This window comes from Mycobacterium sp. Aquia_213 (assembly GCF_026625985.1).
In the GTDB taxonomy this organism is placed as follows: domain Bacteria; phylum Actinomycetota; class Actinomycetes; order Mycobacteriales; family Mycobacteriaceae; genus Mycobacterium.
This window is the reverse complement of sequence record NZ_CP113116.1, coordinates 3,380,852-3,406,089: the sequence shown is the minus strand read 5'-3', so window position 1 is coordinate 3,406,089 and position 25,238 is coordinate 3,380,852. Positions and strand designations below refer to the sequence as shown.

General features: G+C 66.8%; 7 protein-coding genes and 1 riboswitch. Of the genes, 6 read left to right on the top strand and 1 reads right to left on the bottom strand.

Going from position 1 to position 25,238, the window contains the following annotated elements; translation table 11 throughout:
• Window positions 1-35 precede the first annotated feature (35 nt).
• Both LMQ14_RS15830 and LMQ14_RS15825 read left to right on the top strand, forming a co-directional pair.
• Entirely contained in the window at window positions 36-10,307 is a 10,272-nt protein-coding gene (locus LMQ14_RS15830; protein ID WP_267730519.1) for a non-ribosomal peptide synthetase, read from the top strand.
• Window positions 10,307-17,971 carry a non-ribosomal peptide synthetase gene (locus tag LMQ14_RS15825; protein ID WP_267730518.1) on the top strand — a complete coding sequence of 2,555 codons (7,665 nt, stop codon included), beginning with the start codon at window positions 10,307-10,309 and terminating at the stop codon, window positions 17,969-17,971. Before LMQ14_RS15830 ends, LMQ14_RS15825 begins: the two co-directional genes overlap by 1 nt.
• Window positions 17,972-18,005: 34 nt before the next feature.
• On the opposite strand, the gene LMQ14_RS15820 is transcribed toward LMQ14_RS15825, so the two are convergent.
• On the bottom strand, window positions 18,006-18,929 hold the full coding sequence (locus tag LMQ14_RS15820; RefSeq protein WP_267730517.1) for a glycosyltransferase: 924 nt from the start codon (window positions 18,927-18,929) through the stop codon (window positions 18,006-18,008).
• Between the two features lie 317 nt (window positions 18,930-19,246).
• Here LMQ14_RS15820 and LMQ14_RS15815 point away from each other — a divergent pair, with 317 nt between their 5' ends.
• The 4 genes from LMQ14_RS15815 (at window position 19,247) to ileS (ending at window position 25,232) form a co-directional block, all read left to right on the top strand.
• Window positions 19,247-19,816 carry a carboxymuconolactone decarboxylase family protein gene (locus LMQ14_RS15815; protein ID WP_267730516.1) on the top strand — a complete coding sequence of 190 codons (570 nt, stop codon included), beginning with the start codon at window positions 19,247-19,249 and terminating at the stop codon, window positions 19,814-19,816.
• A 35-nt stretch (window positions 19,817-19,851) separates the two neighbouring features.
• Window positions 19,852-20,976, top strand: coding sequence for an NAD(P)H-dependent flavin oxidoreductase (locus LMQ14_RS15810; protein WP_267730515.1), 1,125 nt, complete (start codon window positions 19,852-19,854; stop codon window positions 20,974-20,976).
• 160 nt (window positions 20,977-21,136) lie between these two features.
• Window positions 21,137-21,306, top strand: a riboswitch (M-box (ykoK) riboswitch).
• 278 nt (window positions 21,307-21,584) lie between these two features.
• Window positions 21,585-21,824: an Rv1535 family protein gene (locus tag LMQ14_RS15805; RefSeq protein WP_267730514.1), complete on the top strand. Its 240-nt coding sequence runs from the start codon at window positions 21,585-21,587 to the stop codon at window positions 21,822-21,824.
• Window positions 21,825-22,106: 282 nt separating this feature from the next.
• A complete protein-coding gene (gene ileS, locus LMQ14_RS15800) occupies window positions 22,107-25,232 on the top strand; it encodes an isoleucine--tRNA ligase (protein WP_267730513.1) in 3,126 nt (1,041 codons plus the stop codon).
• The last annotated feature ends 6 nt before the right edge of the window (window positions 25,233-25,238 follow it).

Genomic DNA, 25,238 nt, shown 5'->3' with positions numbered 1-25,238 from the left:
GTATGGGGACTCGGGTGGAGCTCTGGGGGACTCATATGGAACGTGGTGAGCGGGCACACCCGCTGACCCGCGGACAGCTCGATATTTGGCTCTCGCAGGAAACCGGTTTCGCGGGTACCGAGTGGCAGCTTGGCCTTTTGGTGTTGATCGAGGGCGCCGTACATCGCGATTTGCTGCAGCAGGCGATCCGGCAAGTCGTTGCCGAGGCCGAGTCGGGCCGGGCGGCGTTCTTCGAAGCCGACGGCCACGTTTTGCAAAAGGCTGTCGATTATCCGGATACAGAGCTGGGCTTCTATGATTTCAGGGGCTCGGACGATCCGGTGCAAAAAGTCCGCGAAATGGCGTCCTCAATTCAGCGCACGCCAATGCCATTCTCGGGTCCCCTTTTTATTTTCGTGTTATTCCAAACACAAGATAATCAATTCTATTTGTTCGCGTGCTGCCACCACATCGCGGTAGACGGCATGGGCATGGCGCTGGTGAGCCGCCGGGTTGCCACCGTCTACACGGCTCTGGTCGCCGGTGAACCGGTGCCGGACGCCTACTTCGGTTCCTTGCAGGACCTGATCGACTGCGAGTCCAGTTACGAGGCGTCCGCCGACTACCAGGATGACCAGGCCTATTGGCAGGAACATCTGCCGACCGAAAGTGGATTCCACTATCGGCTACCTCAGCTCACCGAAGAGCGTGACCCGTATCTGACTTCCGCCTCGGTGCAGTTGGATCCGGCCGTTGTGAGCCGAATGCAACAGTTGACCAAACAGTTGCGGGTGCGCCGGTATTCGGCGATTACCGCCGCGTGTGCGCTGTTGGTGCGCGGATGGTCCGGTAACGCTTCCGAGGTGACGCTGGACTTCCCGGTCAGCCGGCGGGTAACTCCAGAGTCGAAGACACTGCCCGCGATGCTTGCCGGGGTTGTTCCACTCGTATTGTCGACGTCCCCGGACGCGACGGTCGCCGATTTTGTTGCCCACGTCGACATACGTATTCGGGAGCTGTTGCAGCATCAGCGTTTCCCGGTGCATGTCCTGGAGGGCGAGGGCGGCGCCCGGCAGGGCGCAAACCGGGTGGGTGTCAATTTCATCCCGTCCCGCCTGACCCTGAACCTTGCCGGTGCGCCGGCACATGCGGGGTACACCAACCACGGCCCGGTGGGTCACTTCGGGTTCTTCTTCCTCGGCGCCGGCGACCAACTCTTCCTGAGCACGGCCGGTCCTGGGCAGCCGTTTGCGAACTTTGATGTCGCCGATCTGGCGGCGAAGTTCCAGCAGGTGCTGTTGGCGATGGTCGAGGACCCGACGGCGCCGCTCTCGTCGATCGAGGCGCTGGATGCCGATGACACGCACCGCCTGGACGAGATCGGCAATCGGGCTGTCCTCACGGAGCTCGCACCGGCGAAGGTGTCGATTCCGGCGACGTTCGCCAAACACGTAGAGCGCACCCCCGAGGCAGTCGCGGTGACTTTCGAGGGTCGGTCCACGACTTACCGGGAACTCGACGAGGCCGCCAACCGATTGGCGCACCAGCTGGTCAGCGAGGGTGTCGGCCCGGGCCACGTTGTGGCGCTTCAGTTTTCCCGTTCGGCCGACGCGATCATCGCGATCCTGGCCGTTTTGAAGACCGGCGCGGCATATCTGCCGATTGACCCCGCACTCCCGTCAGCGCGCACCGAGTTCATGCTTGCCGATGCCGCGCCAACGGCGGCGGTCACCACCGCAGACCTGCGGTCGCGGTTGGATGGACAGGATCTGGTGGTCATCGATGTCGCCGATCCCCGCATTGCGGCGCAGCCCAGTACGGCGCTGCCGACGCCGGACCCGGACAACGTCGCCCACGTCATCTACACGTCCGGCACTACCGGCATGCCCAAAGGTGTTGCGGTTACCCATCACAACGTCACGCAACTGTTCGCCTGCTTCGATGCCGGCCTGCCGCGGACCGGTGTGTGGTCGCAGTGCCACTCGTTGGCCTTCGACTTCTCGGTGTGGGAGATCTGGGCCGCCCTGCTCGGGGGCAGACGGCTGGTGGTGGTGCCGGAGTCGGTGACCCGCTCGCCAGAAGACTTCCACGCCTTGTTGGTCGGCGAACACGTCAGCGTGCTCACCCAGACCCCCTCGGCGGTCGGGATGCTGTCGCCAGAGGGGCTGGAGACCGCCGCATTGGTGGTCGCGGGCGAGGCCTGCCCGGCCGAGGTCGTGGATCAGTGGGCGCCCGGGCGTGTGATGGTCAACGGCTACGGCCCCACCGAGACGACGGTGTGTGTGGCGATCAGCGCCCCGCTGGTGCCGGGATCCGGTGTGGTGCCGATCGGTTCGCCGGTCCCGGGTGCTGCGTTGTTCGTCCTGGACAGGTGGTTGAAGCCGGTGCCGCCCGGCGTGGTCGGTGAGTTGTACGTCGCCGGCGCCGGCGTGGCGTGTGGCTATGTACGCCGGGCGGGTTTGACCTCGTCGCGTTTTGTGGCATGCCCGTTCGGGCAGCCGGGGGACCGGATGTACCGCACCGGAGACCTGGTCTCCTGGGGCGACGATGGACAACTGCTTTACCTCGGACGCGCTGACGAGCAGGTCAAGATCCGCGGGTATCGCATCGAGCTGGGTGAGGTGCAGGCCGCGCTGGCCGCGCTGGACGACGTCAAGCAGGCCGCGGTCATCGCCCGCGAGGACCGTCCCGGCGACAAGCGCCTGGTCGGCTATGTCACCGGCACCGTCGACCCCGCCGCGGCCCGCGCCAGGCTGGCCGACCGGCTGCCGGCATACATGGTTCCCGCCGCGGTGGTGGTCTTGGAGACGCTGCCGCTGACGCCCAACGGCAAACTCGACACCCGCGCCCTGCCCGCGCCGGAATACCACAACGTCGGTGGCGCTTACCGTGCTCCGACGACCGCGGTCGAAGAGGTCTTGGCCGGTATCTACTCCGAAATCCTGGGCCTCGAGCGGGTCGGGATCGATGACTCGTTCTTCGACCTGGGCGGCGACAGCATCCTGTCGATGCAGGTCGTGGCGCGGGCCCGGGCGGCCGGTGTGCTGCTGCGTCCGCGCGACATTTTCGTTGAGCAGTCCGTAGCGCGGCTGGCCCAGGTGGCCAGCGTGGCGACCGGTGAGATCGGGGCGGCCGACGAGGGTCTCGGCGAGGTGGTGTCCACCCCGATCATCCGTTGGCTGCAAGACATCGACGGTCGGGTCGAGGAGTTCAACCAGGCGATGGTGGTGCAAGCCCCGGCCGGAGTGACCGAGCCCGACGTTGCGGTGGTGCTGCAGGCGCTGGTGGATCGGCATGCCACCCTGCGGCTGCGTGCCGACGACGACGGCGCCGGCGGTTGGTCGCTGTGGGTGCCCGACGTCGGGTCCGTCGATGCCGGCGCTCATGTGCAATCGGTCGACGTGTTGACCGACAAGGCGCTCACCGAAGCGCGCTCGCGGCTGAATCCGGCCACTGGGACGATGTTCAGCGCGCTGTGGGTTACCTCTACTTCCCAGTTGGCGTTGATCATTCACCACCTGGCCGTCGATGGCGTCTCATGGCGAATCCTGTTGGAAGACCTCAACATCGCGTGGGCCCAGCATCACAGCGGGCAAGAGGTGGAGTTGCCTGCACCGGGGACGTCGTTTGCCCGGTGGTCGTCACTGCTCGAAGAGCACGCCCGTAGCGAGGCGGTCGTGGCGCAGGCGGACGCCTGGCGGCAGGTGGCGGCGACCCCGGCCGTGTTGCCGGCGGTACAGCCGGCGGTGGATACGCACGCCAACGCCGGACGGCTGTCGGTGGACCTGGATGTCGACACGACCCGGCAGATCCTGGGTGAGGTCCCGGCCGCGTTTCACGCTGGGGTGCAAGACATTCTGTTGATCGCATTCGGGTTGGCCTGGACGGAATTCCTGGGCTCCCCGGGCAAGCCGCTCGGCATCGACGTCGAGGGTCACGGGCGCCACGAAGAGCTGAATCCCTACGTCGACCTGTCGCGCACGGTCGGGTGGTTCACCACCAAGTACCCGGTGTCGCTGGCCGTGGGTGGCCTGGACTGGTCGCGGGTGGTCGCCGGCGACCCGGCACTCGGCGCCGTCATCAAAGACGTCAAAGAACAGCTGCGGGCCCTGCCCGACGGACTGACCTACGGTCTCCTGCGGTATCTGAACCCCGACGTGGACCTGGCCGGAGCCGACCCCGCGATCGGCTTCAACTACTTGGGCCGCATGGGCGCCTCGGCGGCCGAGCTCTCCGAGGACCTGTGGCGGGTCAGCCAGGAAAGCCTCGCGCTGGCCGGTGCGGCCGCGGCGATCCCAATGCCGTTGGCGCACACCGTTGAACTCAACGCCGGCACCGTCGACGGCGAAGCGGGTCCGCATTTGCACGCCAACTGGACCTGGGCGCCGTCGGCACTGGACGACACCCAGATCAACAGGCTCAGCCAACTGTGGTTCGAGGCCCTGGCCGGCATCTGCGCACACGTCCGCCGCGGTGGCGGCGGGCTGACACCGTCCGATGTGGCGCCGGCGCGTCTGAGTCAGCAGCAAATCGACGATCTGTCCCGGCAGCTGCGCATTGCCGACGTGCTCCCGCTGACCCCGGTGCAGCAGGGGCTGTTGTTCCACACGGCGCTCGCGGAGGGCTCCGGCGACGATTTGTACGCGGTGCAATTGGGCATCACCGTGACCGGCCCGCTCGAGCAGAAGCGGTTGCGTGAGGCAGTGCAGACGGTGGTCAACCGCCACCCCAACCTGGCGGCGCGGTTCTGCCAACAGTTCGACGAGCCGATCCAGATCATCCCGGCCGAGCCCGTGATGGCGTGGCAGTACGTCGAAATGGCCGGCGGCGAAGCCGAAGTCGACGAGCGGGTCCAACAGCTGTGCGCCGACGAACGTGCCGCGGTCTGCGACATCGCCGACCAGCCGGCTTTCCGGGTCGCCTTGATCCGCACCGGGGACAACCGGCACCGGTTTGTGCTGACCATCCACCACATCGTGATCGATGGCTGGTCGCTGCCGATCCTGCTGCAGGAGATCTTCACTCTTTATTACGGGCAACGGTTGGCCGCGCCCCCGTCGTATCGCAGCTTTGTCACCTGGCTGGCCGAGCAGGATCGCGATGCCGCGCAAGCCGCGTGGGCCGAAGTGCTGGCCGGCTTTGACACGCCCACGCTGGTGAGTCCGCCCGGGCAGGCGGCCGAGCGCGGCGTGGAATCGTATCGGGTGCCTGCCGACACGACCCAGGCCCTGACCGAGCTGGCGCGCTCGAACCACACCACCGTCAGCAATGTGCTGCAGGCGGCGTGGGCGCAGGTACTGATGTGGCTGACCGGCCATCACGATGTCGCCTTCGGCACCGCCGTCTCCGGCCGGCCGACCGAGTTGCCCGGCGCGGAAGCGCTGGTGGGTCTGCTGATCAACACGGTGCCAGTGCGGGCCACCGCCACCGCGACCACCACGATCGCCGAGCTGGTGGCCCAGTTGCAGCGGTCCCACAACGACACGATCGAGTACGACCACCTGGCGCTGCGGGATATCCACCGCGTGACCGGTCACGACCAGCTGTTCGACACGCTTTTCCTGTACGAGAACTACCCGGTCGACGCTGGGGCGCTGTTCGGCGTCCAAGAGCTGGCCATCACCGATTTCAGCAGTCGCGAATTCAACCACTACCCGTTGTCGGTGGTCGTGACGCCGGGCCACGAACTGAGCCTGCGCGTCGAATTCGACAGCCACGTCTTCGATGTCGCCACCGTCGACTCGTTGATCGAGCGGTTGCGGCGGGTGTTGGTGTTGATGACGGCCGATGCCACGCGTCGGTTGTCGTCGATTGATTTGCTTGACGGTGATGAGCATGCGCGGTTGGAGGAGTGGGGCAATCGGGCGGTGCTGACCCAGCCCGCGGGCACGCCGGTGTCGATTCCGGAGTTGTTCGCCGCGCAGGTCGCGCGCGCCCCGGAGGCCGTGGCCGTCAATTGCGGAGACGGGTCGTGGACGTATCGCGAGCTCGATGAGGCCGCGAACCGGTTGGCGCACGTGTTGTCCGATCGCGGGGCCGGACCGGGTCAGCGGGTGGCGGTGCTGCTCAACCGATCTGCCGAAGCCATCGTGTCGTTGTTGGCGGTGCTCAAGACCGGGGCGGCGTATCTGCCGATGGATCCCGCGCACCCGACGGCGCGGATGGAATTCATGCTGGCCGATTCCGCGCCGATCGCCGCCCTCACCACCGCGGACCTGCGCCCGCGGTTGGAGAACGCTGCCCTGCAGGTCATCGACATCGAGGACCCGGCCATCATTGCGGCGCCGAACACCGCGTTGCCGACCCCGGCGGCCGACCATGTCGCCTACATCATCTACACCTCGGGCACCACAGGTAAGCCCAAGGGCGTCGCCGTCACCCACCGCAACGTGACGCAGTTGCTGGAGTCCCTCGACGCCGAGATGGAACTGGGACAGGTGTGGACGCAATGCCACTCGCTGGCATTCGACTACTCGGTATGGGAGATCTGGGGCGCGCTGCTACACGGCGGCCGGGTGGTCGTGGTGCCCGACTCGGTGGTGCGTTCACCCGAAGACCTGCACGCCTTGCTGGTCAGCGAGCAAGTCAGCGTCTTGAGTCAGACGCCGTCGGCGTTCTACGCGTTGCAAGCCGCCGACGCGCTGGCCCCCGAACTGGGACAACAGCTCAAGCTGCAGACCGTGGTCTTCGGCGGTGAAGCGCTTGAGCCGCAACGCCTGCAGACGTGGTTGCACAACCATCCGGGACTGCCGCGGATGATCAACATGTACGGCATCACCGAGACCACCGTGCACGCCTCCTTCCGCGAGATCGTCGACGCCGACGTGGACAGCAACACCAGCCCGATCGGGGTGCCGTTGGCGCATCTCGCGTTCTTCGTGCTCGACGGCTGGCTGCGGCCCGTCGCACCCGGGGTGGTCGGGGAGTTGTATGTCGCCGGCGCCGGCGTCGCGAGCGGGTACATCGGCCGGCCGGACCTGACGACGACACGGTTCGTGGCGTGTCCGTTCGGCGGGCCCGGATCACGGATGTATCGCACCGGGGACCTGGTGTCCTGGGGTACCGACGGCCAGCTGCGTTATATGGGGCGTGCGGACAAGCAGGTCAAGATCCGCGGGTATCGCATCGAACTCGGGGAGATCCAGGCGGCGCTGGCCGCCGTGGACGGGGTGACGCAGGCCGCGGTGATCGCGCGCGAGGATCGCCCCGGCGACAAGCGTTTGGTCGGTTATGTCACCGGTACCGCGGACCCGACCGAGATCCGCGCCCAGGTGGCCGAGCGGCTGCCGTCGTACATGGTGCCGGTCGCGGTGGTGGTCATGGATGCCCTGCCGTTGACGGTCAACGGCAAGCTCGACACCCGCGCCCTACCGTCGCCGGAATACTCCGACGCCGACAGCTACCGCGCCCCCAGCGACGCGATCGAAGAAATCCTCGCCGGGGTCTACGCCCAGGTGCTGGGCGTCGAGCGCGTCGGCGTCGACGACTCGTTCTTCGACCTGGGCGGCGACAGCATTCTGTCGATGCAGGTGGTGGCCCGGGCCCGGGCGGCCGGCGTAATGTGCCGTCCGCGTGACATTTTCGTCGAACAGACCGTGGCAAAGCTGGCTCGGGTGGCCCGCCTGGGCGGCGAGGGCGATGGCGCGGTCGACGAGGGTCTCGGCGAGGTAATCGCCACCCCGATCATTCGCTGGCTGCAGGACACCGACGGTCCGGTCGAGCAGTTCAACCAGACGATGGTGGTGCAGGCCCCCGACGGGGTGACCGCAGCCGATGCGACGGTGGTGCTGCAGGCGCTGGTGGATCGGCACGCGATTTTGCGACTGCGTGTCGACGACGACGGCGCCGGCGGTTGGTCGTTGTGGGTACCCGAGGTCGGCTCGGTCGATGCCGCCGCGCTGCTGCAGTCGGTCGAGGTGTTGTCCGACGAGGCGCTCGTCGCGGCGCGGTCGCGGTTGAACCCGTCGGCCGGAGTGATGTTGAGCGCCTTGTGGGTTGGCTCGACGTCGCAGTTGGTGCTGATCGTTCACCACCTGGCCGTCGATGGCGTGTCGTGGCGAATCCTGTTGGAGGACCTCAACATTGGCTGGGCCCAGCATCACAGCGGGCAAGAGGTGGCGTTGCCGGTGCCCGGCACGTCGTTCGCCCGGTGGTCGTCGCTGCTAGACGCGCACGCGCGGGTTCCCGAAGTCGTCGCCCAGGCCGAGGCATGGCGGCAGGTGGCCGCGGTGCCCGCCGCGCTGCCGGCGCCGCAGCCCGGGGCAGACACGTTCGCCACGGCCGGGCAACTGTCGGTCGGGCTCGACGTTGAGACGACACGGCTGCTGTTGGGTGAGGTGCCGGCGGCGTTTCACGCTGGGGTGCAAGACATTCTGTTGATCGCGTTCGGTTTGGCCTGGGCGGAGTTCCTGGGTACCGGCGGCGCGCCGATCGGTATCGATGTCGAGGGTCACGGCCGCCACGAGGAATTGTCCGCAGATGTAGACCTGTCGCGGACGGTTGGCTGGTTCACCACCAAGTACCCGGTGTCGCTGGCCGTCGGCGAGCTGGGCTGGACGCAGGTGGTCGCCGGCGACACGGCGCTGGGGCCGGTGATCAAAGAGGCCAAGGAGCAGCTGCGCGGGTTGCCCGATCCGCTGACCTACGGTCTGCTGCGGTACCTGAACCCCGATGTCGACCTGGACGGATCCGACCCGGCGATCGGGTTCAACTACCTGGGCCGGCTGGGCGCGGGTGCCGCGGACCTCTCCGGTGACCTGTGGCAGATCTCGCAGGACGACCTGCCGGCCGTGGCGGCGGCGACGGCCGTCGCGATGCCGCTGGCCCACACCGTCGAACTCAACGCCGGCACCATGGACGCCGAGGGTGGCCCGCAGCTGCAGGCCAACTGGACCTGGGCGTCCTCAGCGCTGGACGAGCCTGCGATCGATCGGTTGAGCCAGTTGTGGTTTGACGCGCTGTCGGGCATCTGCGCGCACGTGCGCAATGGCGGGGGCGGCTTGACACCGTCCGACCTGGCGCCGGCGCGGATGAGCCAGCAGCAGATCGACGAACTGCAGCAAACCGATCAGTTCGCCGATGTGTTGCCGCTGACCCCGCTGCAGCAGGGCCTGTTCTTCCACGCCAGCACCGCGGAGGACCTCGGCGTCAGCGGCGACGATCTGTACGCGGTGCAGCTCGACATCAGCATCAGCGGCGCCGTCGACCCGGATCGGCTGCGCGATGCGGTCCACACCGTCGTCACCCGGCACCCACACCTGGTGGCCCGCTTCAGCGGTGACTTCGACGAGCCACTGCAGATCCTTCCTGCTGAGCCCGAATTGATTTGGCAGTACCTCGAATTGGGCGGCGGCGACGTCGACGCGCAAGTTGAGCAGGTGTCCGCGGCCGAACGCGCCGCCGTCTGCGATCTCGCCGCCTTGCCGGCCTTCCGGGCGGCGTTGCTGCGCGCCGCGGAGGACCAGTACCGGTTCGTGCTGACCAATCACCACATCGTGCTGGATGGTTGGTCGAAACCGCTTCTGCTACAAGAGATTTTCGCCAGCTACTACGGCGCCAAGCTTCCCGCGGCCGTGTCGTACCGCAGGTTTGTCACCTGGCTGTCCGATCAGGATCGCAGTGCGGCCCGGGCGGCGTGGCGCGAGGTGTTCGACGGCTTCGACACCCCGACCCTGGTCGGGCCGCCGCAACGGATGGGCCTCGGAGCGCGAGCCGTCGAAGACTTCCAGGTGTCCGCCGAGACCACCCAAGCGCTGAGCGAGCTGGCCCGGTCCTGCCGCACCACCGTCAGCACCGTGCTGCAGGCGGCCTGGGCCCAGTTGCTGATGCGGATGACCGGTCAGCCCGACGTCGCCTTCGGCACCGCGGTGTCGGGGCGGCCGACAGACCTGCCGGGCGCGGAATCCATCGTCGGCCTGATGATCAACACGGTGCCGGTCCGGGCCAACATCAACTCGGCCACCACGATTGGCGACCTGCTCGACCAACTGCAAGGCTCTTACACCGAAACACTCGAACACCAGTACTTGGGATTGAACGAAATTCACCGAATCACCGGGCACGACCAGCTGTTTGACACTATGTTCGTCTACGAGAACTACCCGATCGACACCGCAGCGTTGTCGGGCGTTCAGGATCTAACGATCACGAAGTTCACGAACCGCGAGTACAACCACTACCCGCTGTCAGTGCAAGCCGTGCCGGGCCACGAACTGGGTCTTCGCATCGAATATGACACCGATGTCTTCGACAAGGCCAGTATCGAAACGTTGGTCGAGCGGTTACGGCGTGTGCTGGTAGCCATGACTGACGATGCAGGGGATGAGTAATGGCCGACGGAAAACGGCGGCTCTTATCGATTGATCTCCTCGACGGCGGCGAAGTCGCGCGGTTGGACGAGTGGGGCAACCGCGCCGTGCTGACCCGGCCCGTGCAGGCCGTCACGATTCCGGAGTTGTTCGCCGCGCAGGTGGCGAATGCTCCAGAGGCCGTGGCACTGGCGTGCGGGGACCGGTCGTGGACCTACCGCGAACTCGACGAGGCCGCGGAGCGATTGGCGCGGGTTCTCACCGGACATGGCGCGGGCCCGGGTCAGACTGTGGCACTGCTGTTTTCGCGGTCGACTGAGGCGATCGTGTCGATGATGGCGGTGTTGAAGGCCGGAGCGGCCTACCTGCCGATCGACCCCGCGCTGCCCGACGCGCGCGTGGAGTTCATGCTCGGCGATGCGACCCCGGTCGCGGCGGTCACCACCGCGGCCTTGCGGTCGCGGTTCGAGGGTGCCGATCTGGTCGTCGTCGACTTCGACGACCCCGGCGCCGACCCCGGCACCGAATTGTCGGCGCCGGCACCGTCGGATCTGGCGTACATGATTTACACCTCGGGCACCACCGGGGTGCCCAAGGGTGTGGCGATCACCCACCAGAATGCGACGTCGCTGCTGGAAAAACTGCACTCGGGCGTGCCGGCCGGCCCCGGGCAGGTGTGGTCGCAGTGGCACTCCTACAGCTTCGACGTTTCGGTGTGGGAGATCTTCGGTGCCCTGCTGCACGGCGGGCGGCTGGTGATCGTTCCCGAAACCGTGGCGAGTTCACCCGACGACCTGCATGCGCTGCTGATCGCCGAAAAGGTCAGCGTTCTTTGCCAAACCCCTTCTGCCGCAGCGATGTTGTCGTCGGAAGGCTTGGAGTCCACTGCGGTGTTCGTGGCCGGCGAGGCGCTGCCGTCCGAGGTGGTGGACCGGTGGGCGCCGGGCCGGGTGTTGATCAACGCCTACGGTCCGACCGAGGGCACCATCTATGCGGCGATGAGCTCGCCGTTGACCCCCGACGCGGGGGCGCCGATCGGTGTGCCGGTGCCGGGCGCGGCGCTGTTCGTATTGGACAAGTTCCTGCGGCCCGCTCTCGAGGGCGTGACCGGTGAGCTGTACATCGCCGGTCGCGGGGTGGCCACTGGGTACCTGCGCCGGGCTCCGTTGACGGCGTCGCGCTTTGTGGCGTGCCCGTTCGGTGAGCCGGGCGCCCGGATGTATCGCACCGGCGACCTGGTGCGCTGGGGTTCCGACGGGCAGCTGCAGTACCTGGGGCGGGCCGACGAGCAGGTCAAGATTCGCGGCTACCGCATCGAATTGGGCGAGGTACAAGCGGCTTTGGCCGCTTTGGACGGGGTGCAGGCCGCGGCGGTGATCGCCCGCGAGGATCGCCCGGGCGACAAGCGACTGGTCGGTTACGTCACCGTCACCGCGGATGTGGACCCCGCGCAGATGCGCACCGCGCTGGCCGAGCGGTTGCCGGCCTACATGGTCCCCACGGCGATCGTCGTGCTCGACACGCTGCCGCTGAACGTGAGCGGCAAGCTCGACAGACGCGCCCTGCCCGCACCCGAATACGCCGGCGGCGGCGAATACCGCGCGCCGTCCGACGCGGTCGAGGAGATCTTGGCCGGGATTTACGCTCAGGTGCTGGGTGTCGAGCGGGTCGGCGTCGACGACTCCTTCTTCGACCTCGGCGGCGACAGCATCCTGTCGATGCAGGTATCGGCGCGCGCCCGCGCGGCGGGCGTATTGTGCCGTCCCCGTGACATTTTCGTCGAGCAGACCGTCGCCCGGCTGGCCCGGGTAGCAACGATGACCGATGGCGCCGACGGCGTCGTCGACGAGGGCATCGGGGACGTGGTCGCCACCCCGATCATCCGTTGGCTGCAAGGCGTGGTGGGCCCCGTCGAGCAGTTCAACCAGACGATGGTGGTGCAGGCTCCGACCGCAGCGACCGAGGCCGACGTGGCGCCCGTGCTGCAGGCATTGGTCGATCGGCACGCCACCCTGCGGTTGCGTGTCGAGGACGACGACGCGGGCGAGTGGTCGCTTCAGGTACCCGAAGTCGGGACCGTGGATGCCGCGGGTCTGCTGCAGTCGGTCGAGGTGTTGTCCGACGAGGCGCTCGTCGCGGCGCGGTCGCGGCTGAACCCGTCCGCCGGAGTGATGTTGAGCGCGTTGTGGGTCAGCTCGACGTCTCAGTTGGTGCTGATCATTCACCACCTGGCGGTCGACGGTGTGTCGTGGCGAATCCTGTTGGAAGACTTGAACATCGCCTGGGCCCTGCATCACAGCGGGCAGCCGGTGGAGTTGCCCCCGGGCGGGACGTCGTTTGCCCGCTGGTCGTCGCTGCTGGAGGAGTACGCGCAGCGCCCCGCGGTGACCGAGCATGTCGAGGCGTGGCGGCGAGTTGCCGCGGTGCCGGCCGCGTTGCCGGCGGTGCGCCCCGAGGTGGACACCTACGTCACCGCCGAACAGTTATCGGCCGAGCTCGATGTCGAGACGACACGGCTGCTGTTGGGTGAGGTGCCGGCGGCGTTTCACGCTGGGGTGCAAGACATTCTGTTGATCGCGTTCGGGTTGGCCTGGGCGGAGTTCCTGGGTACCGGCGGCGCGCCGATCGGCATCGGCGTCGAGGGTCACGGCCGCCACGAGGAATTGGCTCGGGGCGTCGACTTATCGCGCACGGTGGGGTGGTTCACCACCAAATACCCGGTGTCGCTGTCGGTCGGTGAGCTGGACTGGGCGCAGGTGGTGGCCGGCGGCAGCGCGCTGGGGCCGGTGGTCAAAGAGGCCAAGGAGCAGCTGCGCGGGCTGCCCGATCCGCTGACCTACGGACTGCTGCGCTACGCGAACAACGAAGTGGACCTGCACGGCAACGACCCGGCGATCGGGTTCAACTACCTGGGCCGGCTGGGTGCCGGCACGGCCGCGGAGCTCTCCGGTGATTTATGGCGGATCTCCGAAGAAGGTTTGTCCGTCGCCGGCGCGGCCACCGCGGTGCCGCTGCCACTCATGCACACCGTCGACCTCAACGCGGGCACCATGGACACCGAAGCGGGCCCGCACCTGCACGCCAGCTGGACCTGGGCGCCCTCGGCGCTGGACGGCGAGCAGATCAGCCGGCTGAGCAAGCTGTGGTTCGAGGCGCTGTCGGGCATCTGCGCGCACGTGCGCAACGGCGGGGGTGGCTTGACGCCGTCCGACCTGGCGCCCACACGGCTGACTCAAAAGCAGCTCGACCAACTCGATCAGCAGTACCACCTTGCCGACGTGTTGCCGCTGACCCCGGTGCAGCAGGGTCTGCTGTTTCACGCCAGCGTCGCCCAGGGCGGCGACAACGGCGACGACGTCTACGCGGTGCAGCTTGGTATCACGATCGCCGGTGCCATTGAGCCGCAGCGGCTGCGCGAAGCGGTGCAGACGGTGGTCAACCGGCACCCCAACCTGGCGGCCCGATTCTCCGCTCAGTTCGACGAGCCGGTGCAGGTCATTCCCGCCGAGCCCGTCATGGCCTGGCGGTACATCCAGCTCGACAGCGACGAAGCCGGCCACGACGAGCAGATCGAGGGGCTCTGCGCCGACGAACGCGACGCGGTCAGCGACCTGCTCGGCCGGCCGGCCTTCCGCGCGGCGTTGATCCGGATCGGGGAGAACAAGCACCGGTTCGTGCTCACCAACCACCACATCGTGATGGACGGCTGGTCGCTGCCGATCCTGCTGCGCGAAATCTTCGCCAGCTACTACGGTGAGCGGCTGCCCGCGCCCGCGTCGTATCGCAGCATTCTCACCTGGCTTGCCGAGCAGGACCGCGGCGCGGCCCAGGCGGCGTGGCGCGAAATGTTCGAAGGTTTCGACAACCCGACTCTGGTCGGACCCGCCACCCGGATCGCGCTCGGGCGGCGACGCGTCGACTCGTATCGGGTGTCCGCCGAGACGACCCGCGCGCTCAGCACGCTGGCCCGCTCCTGCCACACCACCGTGAACACCGTGCTACAGGCCGGGTGGGCACAGCTGCTGATGTGGCTGACCGGCCAGCGCGACGTCGCGTTCGGCACCGCGGTCTCGGGCCGGCCCCCCGAAGTGATCGGCTCGGAATCGATTGTGGGCCTGCTGATTAACACCGTTGCGGTGCGGGCGAACACCACCGTGTCCACCACCATCGGCGACCTGCTCGACCAGCTGCAGACCGCGCACAACAACAGGCTCGAGCACGAACACCTGGGGCTGAGCGACATTCACCGCGCCACCGGCCACGACCAGTTGTTCGACACGCTGTTCCTCTACGAGAACTACCCGATCGACACCAACGTGCCGGTGGGCGTCCACGAACTGGCGATCACCGACGTCACCAACCGCGAATACAACCACTACCCGCTTTCCGTAATGGCCTTGCCGGGCCACGAATTGGGCATCCGCGTCGAGTACGACACCGACGTGTTCGACCCGGCCAGCATCGAAACGCTGGTGGAGCGGTTCCAGCGGGTGCTGGTGGCGATGACCGCCGACCCGACCCAGCGGCTGTCGTCGATGGACGTGCTGGACGCCGGTGAGCATGCGCGCCTTGACGATTGGGGCAACCGTGCGGTGCTGACCCAGCCGGCGGCGGGCACGACGATCCCGGAGATGTTCGCCGCGCAGGTAGCCCGCACCCCGGACGGGGTAGCACTGGTGGACGGCGAGCGGTCGTGGACCTTCCGTGAGCTCGACGAGGCGGCCGAGCGGTTGGCGCGGGCGCTGGTCGCTCAAGGTGCGCGCCCGGGTGAGTGCGTGGCGCTGCTGTTCAACCGGTCGGCCGAGGCGATCGTGGCGATGGTGGCGGTGCTCAAGTCCGGAGCGGCCTACCTGCCGATCGACCCGGTAATGCCCGACGCACGGCTCGAGTTCATGCTCGGCGACGCGACACCGGTCGCGGCGATCACCAACGCGACCATGCGGTCACGCTTCGACGGGGCCGATTTGGCGGTCATCGACGTCGACGATCCCGACCTGGCCATCCCCTCGGACATCACCTTCCCGGTGGCTGCGCCGGAGGATCTGGCGTACACGATCTACACCTCGGGTACGACCGGGGTGCCCAAGGGCGTGGCGATCACCCACCACAACGCGACGTCGCTACTGGAAGCACCCGATCCGGGCGCACCCACCGGTCCGGGGCAGGTGTGGTCGCAATGGCACTCCTACAGCTTCGACGTTTCGGTGTGGGAGATCTTCAATGCCCTGCTCCATGGTTCGCGGCTGGTCGTGGTGCCCGATTCGGCGGCGGCGTCCGCGCACGAGCTGCGCGACCTGCTGATCGCCGAACAAGTGACCGTGGTGGGTCAGACTCCGTCGGCGCTGGCGATGATGCCGGGCGAAGGGCTGGAGTCCGCAACGCTGGTGATGGCGGGGGAGGCGTCCCCGAACGAAATAGTGGACAAGTGGGCGCCGGGGCGGGTCATGATCAACGCCTACGGCCCGACCGAGGCCACGATCTATGCCGCGATCAGCGCGCCGATGAAGGCTGGCGAAGGCGCACCGATCGGTGTGCCGGTGCCGGGCGCGGCGTTGTTCGTGCTGGACAAGTGGTTACGGCCGGCGCCCGAAGGTGTGGTCGGTGAGTTGTACATCGCCGGTCGCGGCGTGGCGGTTGGCTATCTGCGCCGGGCCGGTCTGACCGCGTCGCGGTTCGTGGCGTGCCCGTTCGGCGGGCCTGGGTCGCGGATGTATCGCACCGGGGACCTGGTGCGTTGGGGTTCCGACGGGCAATTGCAGTACCTCGGCCGTGCCGATGAGCAGGTCAAGATCCGCGGCTATCGCATCGAACTCGGTGAGGTTCAGGCGGCGTTGGCCGCCCTCGACGGGGTGCAGGCCGCGGCCGTGATCGCCCGCGAGGATCGGCCGGGCGACAAGCGGCTGGTGGGCTATGTGACCGTCACCGGCGAAGTCGACACGGCCCAGATGCGCCATGCGCTGAGCGAGCGGTTGCCGGGCTACATGGTTCCGACGGCGGTGGTCGTGCTCGACACGTTGCCGCGCACCGTCAACGGCAAGCTCGACAAGCGAGCGCTGCCCGCACCCGAATACCAGAGTGCTGTCCGCTACACCCCGCCCGCGACACCCACCGAGGAGATCGTGGCCGGGATCTATGGCCAGGTGCTCGGTATCGAGCGGGTCGGCGTCGAGAACTCCTTCTTCGATCTGGGCGGCGATTCGCTGTCGGCGATGCGGGTGGTCGCCGCGATCAACACGGCGTTCGACGGCAACCTGTCGGTGCGCACGCTGTTCGAGGCGCCGTCGGTTCGCGCCATGAGCCAGCGTTTGGACAGTGACGTCGACTCGGACGAGACCGATGCCAACGGCCCGAGTTACGTTGCCGTGCACGGACGCGACACCGAGGAACTGCGTGCCAGCGACCTCACCCTGGACAAGTTCATCGACGAGACGACGCTGCTCGGTGCTCCGACGCTGCCGGGCCCGAGCGCCGAAGCGCGTACCGTGCTGTTGACCGGGGCGACCGGCTTCCTGGGCCGTTACCTGGCCCTGGAGTGGCTCAAGCAACTGAAACGTGTTGACGGCAAACTGATCTGCCTGGTGCGAGCCGGCTCCGATCAGGAGGCATGGCGCCGTCTGGAGAAGACATTCGACAGCGGCGACCCGCAGCTGGTGGACCGCTTCCACCAGCTGGCCGCCGACCATCTCGAGGTCGTCGCCGGCGACAAGGGCGAAGCCAACCTGGGTCTCGACGAGCAGACCTACCAACGGCTGACCGACACCGTCGATCTGATCGTCGACTCGGCCGCCGTGGTCAACGGTGTGCTGCCCTACCGAGAGCTGTTCGGGTCCAACGTCGTTGGCACCGGCGAACTGATCAAGTTTGCGCTGACTTCGCGGATGAAGCCATACGCCTATGTGTCGACGTCGGACCTCGGTCGCCAGATCGAGCCGGCGTTGTTCACCGAGGAAGCCGACATCCGGGCGATCAGCCCAACCCGCGTCCTCGACGGCAGCTACGCCAACGGCTATGGCAACAGCAAGTGGGCCGGTGAGGTGCTGCTGCGCGAGGCCAATGACGCGTTCGGGCTTCCGGTTTCGGTGTTCCGCAGTGACATGATCCTGTCCGACGTCAGCTACGCGGGCCAGTTCAACGTGACGGACGTCGTCACCCGGATGATCCTGAGCCTGGTGGCCACCGGCGTCGCGCCCGGTTCGTTCTACACGCGCGACGAAAACGGCAACCGGCAACGGGCGCACTACGACGCGCTGCCGGTCGAATTCGTCGCCGAATCCATCGCCACCCTCGGGGCCCAGGTGGTCGACGGGTTCGAGACCTATCACGTGATGAACCCGCACGACGACGGCATCGGAATCGACACCTACGTCGACTGGCTGATCGAGGCCGGCTATCCGATCCAGCGCATCGACGACTTCGGGGAGTGGGTGCGGCAGTTCGAGGCCGGCCTGCGGGCCCTGCCGGACCGGCAGCGCCAGCACTCCGTGCTGCAGATGCTGCAGTTGATGTTGCACAATCCCGAGCAGATACAACCGCTCGAGCCGACCCGCGGATCGTTCGCGCCGACCGACCGGTTCCGTGCCGCGGTGCAGGAAGCCAAGATCGGCGCGGACAACGACATCCCGCACATTTCGGCACCGGTGATCATCAAGTACGTCACCGACTTGCAGCTGGTGGGCCTGCTCTAGTCCCGATTATCAACTGCCGCAAGCTAGTTGATCACTAGGCAGCCGGCGGCTGCGTCACGGCCAGCCCGCGCCGGACGTTTGCGCGCGACCGTATCGCGGCGGATCGGCCTACGTTGCGCAGCCGGTCCCGCAGCTTTGCCAGGGTGAATTTCTGTTCGTCTGCGTCATAAAAGAACCGCATCGTCCGGAACGGGTAATACAGCAACAGCAGGGTGGCAATCGTCGTGTGGGCCGTCGGGCTCTTGATGCCGTGCAGTTGGGTCGTCCGCGTGTAACGCGTGGCGTACCGGTAGAACTCGCGCGGTGGGGATTCCACCCGCCGGCCAGAGATGTCGGCGACCATCGCCGGCTCATAGGAAATCTCGAAATCGTTTTTGAACAACGTCAGCGCCAGGTCGATGTCTTCGTGCAGGCGCACTTCCGGATCCAGTTGCGTCTGAAGACGGACGCCCTTCCACGCCGTGGCGCGAATTGCCATGTTGCAGCCGAGGAGAAACCGCTCACTGCGGACGTGTTTGTGCAAGTGGTGGCGAAGCGTGGAATCCACCCAGAAGAGGAAGCCCCGGAACGGCAGGTCGTAAATGGCGATCGGACCGCTCGCGGCGTCGATGTCGGGGTCGGAGAAGCAGCGGCGAACCGTCTCGACCCAGTCCGGCGGAATGACCGTGTCGGCGTCGATACGGCCGAAAACGTCACCCCGCGCGTGGTCGAACCCGTGGTCGCGGGTCGGCGCCAGGCCCTGGTGGGTGTTCTGGTCGAGAAGCTGGATGTCCAGGTGCGGCGCCTGTGCCTGATATCTGCGCACAATCGACGCGGTGTCGTCGGTCGACTTGTTGTTGACGACGATTATCTCGTCCGGCGCCGAGGTCTGGTTGATGCACGATTCCAGGCACTTGCCGATGAACCGTTCTTCGTTATACGCGGGAATGACGATTGAGACCGAGGGCTGTTGCGCCATGGCTTACACACCAATCTGCGGACGTGCGAGGACAGCCAGCGCCATAGGCAGCCGGCCTCGAATTCAGCTGTGAGGGCGAACAATTCATTGCGCCCTTTTCTTAAAACCGTAGTTGTTTTGGCGGCTGAGCATCGGGGCGAACAGCCGCATTTTCGTGGAACGTTCACCGGTAAACGCCCGTCGTTCAACACGTGTCTATCTGCGCTCGGCCGGGGGTTGCCTATTCGCCCACCGCACCCCGAAGGCGACGCGTACCGCTGACTACGATTACCGGTGAACGCGAAGACGTTCCGCCAGTTGATCGGAGTGCTCACACGATGACAACAGCCCGCGTGCCCGGACTGCCGCTCGGCGAGGCCAAGGCCGCCGCCGACGAGGCGGCCGTACCCGACTACATGGCCGAGCTCAGCATCTTCCAGGTGTTGCTGAATCATCCACAGTTGGCGCGCGCGGTCAACGACCTGCTTGCGACCATGCTGTGGCACGGTTCGCTGGACGCGCGGTTACGGGAGCTGGTCATCATGCGGATCGGTTGGCTCACCGCGTGCGAATACGAATGGACGCAGCATTGGCGCGTCGCTACCCGGTTGGGCGTCACGACCGACGACCTGCTCGGTGTGCGCGATTGGCAACAGCACGACGGATTCGGGCCCACCGAGCGCGCGGTGCTGGCGGCCACCGACGATGTGGTGCGCGACGGTGCGGTCAGCCCGCGGAGCTGGGCGGCCTGTGAGCGCGAATTACATAGTGACAAAACGATTCTCGTCGAACTCGTGACCGCCATCAGCGCATGGCGAATGGTCTCGTCGATTCTGCAGAGTCTCGACGTCCCGCTTGAGGACGGTGTGGCGGGCTGGCCGCCCGACGGGTGTGCACCCGCGGGTTGATTGCCATGTCCCGCGATAACTCCTAGCGTCGAGGAATGCGGACCAGAGTCGCCGAGATGCTCGGTGTGGAGTTCCCGATATGCGCCTTCAGCCACTGTCGCGACGTGGTCGCCGCGGTTACCAACGCGGGCGGTTTCGGCGTCCTCGGTGCCGTCGCGCATAGCCCGCAGCGGCTGCAGAACGAGCTGACCTGGATCGAGGAGCAGACCGGCGGCAAGCCCTACGGGGTCGACCTGCTGTTGCCGCCCAAGTACGTCGGCGCCGAGCAAGGCGGAATCGACGCGAAGCAAGTCAGGGAGTTGCTCCCGCAGGAGCACCGCGCGTTCGTCGAGGACTTGCTCGCCCGATATGGCATCACGGCACCGGCCGAACCGCCGCGGGCATCCGTGGGCGGCCTCAACATCTCGCCCAAGGGCTACGAGCCGCTGCTGGAAGTGGCCTTCGCGCACGACATTCGGTTGATCGCCAGTGCGCTCGGGCCGCCGCCGGCCGACCTTGTCGAACGCGCGCACGGACACGACGTGTTGGTGGCCGCGCTGGCGGGCACCACCGAGCACGCGCGACGGCATGCCGCGGCCGGAGTAGACCTGATCGTCGCGCAGGGCACCGAAGCGGGCGGGCACACCGGCGAGGTGGCGACCATGGTTCTGGTGCCCGAAGTCGTCGATGCGGCCGCACCCGTCCCGGTGCTGGCGGCCGGAGGGATCGCCCGCGGCCGCCAGATCGCGGCGGCCCTGGCTCTTGGCGCCGAGGGCGTGTGGTGTGGCTCGGTCTGGCTGACCACCGAGGAAGCCGAGACCGACCCGGTGGTCAAGGAGAAGTTCCTGGCCGCCAGTTCGTCGGACACCGTGCGATCGCGGTCGATGACGGGCAAGCCGGCTCGGATGCTGCGGACGGCCTGGACCGATGAATGGGAGCGGCCCGAAAACCCGGCTCCGCTCGGTATGCCGTTGCAGACCACCCTGGTCACCGAACCGCAAATGCGCATCAGCCAAGCGGCCGCCCATCCCGGCGCCAAAGCGCGTGAGCTGGCAACCTACTTCGTCGGCCAGGTGGTCGGTTCGCTGGACCGAGTCCGGCCGACCCGTTCGGTCATGCTCGACATGATCGAGGAGTTCGCCGAGACCATCGGGCGGCTGGAGAACTTAGCTGACGACTGACCGTCGGGGCGCATTTCGGCGGATGTGAACGATCCCACAGATCCGTATTTACGCAGGTCAGCGGCCCAAAGCCTGGGCGAAAGCTGTGAAGATGCCTAAAAGTTGCGCAACACGGGCCAGATCACATTGACCGGGTTGGACCCCTCGTGGAGTATTTACAGCAGCACCTCGTTAGGTGAGGCGGCTACACGAACACAGGCCACTGACCCCGAACGTCGAAAGACGCCCCGGGTCAGGACAGCTCCTCCCGGCTTAAGGGTTGAGTCCAAGTGGCTTCCGGAGTTCCGGACACGTCGTGTGGTGCCAAAGCTCTGACGAGAGGGGTGCGGATTTCCGGCGGTCGCCGGATTCTGAACTCCTTCTGGTGCGCGCAAATAGGCGCGGGTAACCCGCACGCGTCGTGGCCGTAGAGGAGGTGAGGGACGCATGAGTTCCAGTGGCAGTCCGGATGGATATCCGGGACAAGCGCCGTCCCAATCCGACCTCCGGCCCGACGCCTCGAGCTAGCGAATCCGCTTACTGCTCAAGCGTTCTCGGATCGGAACCCTTACGGGTCGGGACATATCAGTCCAGTCAGTACCCGTTTGCAATTCCGTTAGGAGACGATCATGACCGCTGTACTCTTCGACGAAGTAGTTGCCGTAGCGCCCGTCCGCAACCTGCGCGTCGTGCGCGACACCACCCCGACGCAGGCCCCCGCGCCCAAGAAGGTTGCCCGGCCCGCCGACGCCGGATACTTCGGCGCTGGCGACCCGCTGGTGGCCGGTGCCGCTCGCCTGCTGAGCGTCCCCGTTCGGCACGTCTACGCGGCGCTGTGGCGAGTCGGTGTGCTCGAAGTCAAGGCCTGAGCTTGCCTACGCGAGACTGCATCTGCCGACGTTCTTACTCGGCGTTTGCGTAGGCAGTTGCAGTCTCGCGGTAAAGTGGAGCGGCATCGATCCGGCCATCACCGGGGAGCCTTCGGAAGAACAGCCCGCGCGGCCCAGTAGACCCGAACGGGTAGGCCCGTCACAGCCTGAATCGAGCGGCCGCGCGTGAGCGCGGCAAGCGGGGTGGTACCGCGGTGCTCGCGCAGATTGCGCGACTTCGTCCCCGGCCTGACCGTAGGCACGCAGGAGACGACGCGCACCGTGACCGAAAACGCTGACGCCAGGGCTTATCCCAAGCTGGCCGGGGGAGCGCCCGACTTCCCGGCGCTGGAACTCGAGGTCCTTGATTACTGGACCCGCGACGACACCTTCCGGGCCAGCATCGCCCACCGCGACGGCGCCGAAGAGTACGTGTTCTACGACGGACCGCCGTTCGCCAACGGGCTGCCGCATTACGGGCATCTGCTGACCGGCTACGTGAAAGACATTGTCCCGCGGTACCGCACGATGCGCGGCTACAAGGTGGACCGCCGCTTCGGCTGGGACACCCACGGGTTGCCCGCCGAACTCGAAGTCGAACGCCAACTCGGCATCACCGACAAGTCCCAGATCGACGACATGGGCATCGCCGCGTTCAACGAGGCCTGCCGGGAATCGGTGTTGCGCTACACCGACGAATGGCAGGCCTACGTCACCCGCCAGGCGCGCTGGGTCGACTTCGACAACGACTACAAGACGCTGGATCTGCCCTACATGGAGTCGGTGATCTGGGCGTTCAAACAGCTGTGGGACAAGGACCTGGCCTACGAGGGCTACCGGGTGCTGCCGTACTGCTGGCGCGACGAAACCCCGTTGTCCAACCACGAATTGCGGATGGACGACGACGTCTATCAGAGCCGCCAGGACCCGGCCGTCACGGTGGGTTTCAAGGTCACCGGTGGCGAGCTGGACGGCGCTTATCTGCTGGTGTGGACGACCACGCCGTGGACGCTGCCGTCCAACCTGGCCGTTGCCGTCAACCCGGACGTGACTTACGCCCAGGTCAAGGTCGGGGATCGGCGCTTCGTGCTGGCCGAGGCGCGACTGGGCGCCTACGAAAAAGAGCTCGGCGAAGAGCCCGAGGTACTCGGGACCTATTCCGGCGCCGACCTGTTGGGGACCCGCTACCTGCCGCCGTTCCCGTATTTCATGGATACTGCTAACGCATTTCAGGTGCTCCCAGGCGATTTCGTGACCACCGACGACGGCACCGGGATCGTGCACATGGCGCCGGCCTACGGTGAGGACGACATGGCGACCACCGACAAGGTGGGCATCGTGCCGGTCACCCCGGTCGACTCCAAGGGCCGCTTCGACGTCACCGTCCCGGATTACCAGCGCCAGCACGTCTTTGACGCCAACCCGCAGATCATCCGAGACCTCAAGAACCAGAGCGGGCCGGCGGCGGTGAACCAGCCGGTACTGATCCGTCACGAAACCTACGAGCACCCCTACCCGCACTGCTGGCGGTGCCGCAATCCGCTGATCTACCGGGCGGTGTCGTCGTGGTTCGTCACGGTCACCGAATTCCGGGATCGCATGGTGGAACTCAACCAGCAGATCACCTGGTACCCCGAACACGTCAAGGACGGCCAGTTCGGCAAGTGGCTGCAGGGTGCGCGCGACTGGTCGATCTCGCGAAATCGCTACTGGGGCACCCCGATTCCGGTATGGAAATCCGACGACCCGGCCTACCCGCGCATCGACGTCTACGGAAGCCTCGACGAGCTGGAGCGCGACTTCGGGGTGCGGCCCACCAATCTGCACCGGCCCTACATTGACGAGCTCACCCGGCCCAACCCCGACGACCCCACCGGTAGCAGCACGATGCGGCGGATTCCCGACGTGCTCGACGTGTGGTTCGACTCGGGCTCGATGCCGTATGCCCAGGTGCACTTCCCGTTCGAGAACGCCGACTGGTTCGACACCCACTATCCGGGTGACTTCATCGTGGAATACATCGGGCAGACCCGAGGCTGGTTCTACACGCTGCACGTGCTGGCCACCGCGCTCTTCGACCGGCCCGCATTCAAAACCTGTGTGGCACATGGGATCGTGCTGGGCTCCGACGGCCAGAAGATGAGCAAGTCGCTGCGCAACTACCCGGACGTCAGCGAAGTGTTCGACCGCGACGGATCCGACGCGATGCGCTGGTTCCTGATGGCCTCGCCGATCCTGCGCGGCGGCAACCTGATCGTCACCGAACAGGGCATCCGCGAGGGCGTGCGCCAGGTCCTGCTGCCGCTGTGGAACGCCTACAGCTTCCTGGTCCTCTACGCGCCGAAAGTCGGTACCTGGCGCACCAATTCGACCAACGTGCTCGATCGCTACATCCTGGCGAAGCTGGCCGTGCTGCGCGATGAGCTCACCGGCTCGCTGGAGATCTGCGACATCTCCGGGGCCTGCGAACAGCTGCGCCAGTTCACCGAGGCGCTGACGAATTGGTATGTGCGCCGGTCACGTTCGCGGTTCTGGGAAGAAGACAACGACGCGATCGACACGCTGCACACCGTGCTGGAGGTCGCTTCGCGACTGGCCGCCCCGCTGCTTCCGTTGATCACCGAGATCATCTGGCGCGGTCTTACCGGCGAGCGGTCGGTGCACCTGACGGACTGGCCGCAGGCCGACGGGCTGCCCGCGGACGCCGAGTTGGTCGCCGCGATGGACCAGGTTCGCGAGGTGTGCTCGGCCGCGTCGTCGCTGCGCAAGGCCAAGAAATTGCGGGTGCGCCTGCCGCTGCCGAAACTCACTGTGGCAGTAGAAGATCCGCAGCAGCTGGTGCCGTTCACCGACCTGATCGCCGACGAGCTCAACGTCAAGAGCGTGGAACTGACCGACGCGATCGACACCTACGGCCGCTTCGAACTCACGGTCAACGCCCGGGTCGCCGGGCCACGGCTGGGCAAGGACGTGCAAGCCGCCATCAAAGCGGTCAAGGCCGGCGAGGGCGTCGTCAACCCGGACGGCACCCTGACCGCGGGCCCGGCGGTGTTGCAGCCCGAGGAGTACAGCTCGCGGTTGGTGGCCGCCGATCCGGAGTTCACCGCGGCGCTGCCCGGGGGAGCCGGTCTGGTCGTGCTGGACGGCACGGTGACCCCGGAGCTGGAGGCCGAAGGTTGGGCCAAGGACCGGATCCGCGAGCTGCAGGAGTTGCGCAAGTCGACCGGGCTGGACGTCTCCGACCGCATCAGTGTGGTGATGTCGGTGCCCGGCGAACGGGCCGACTGGGCGCGCACTCACCGCGACCTGATTGCGGGTGAAATCCTGGCCACCAGCTTCGAATTCGGTGATCCCACAGACGGCGCGGAGATCGGTGACGGCGTGCGGGTGACGATCGCCAAAGCCTGAACCGCG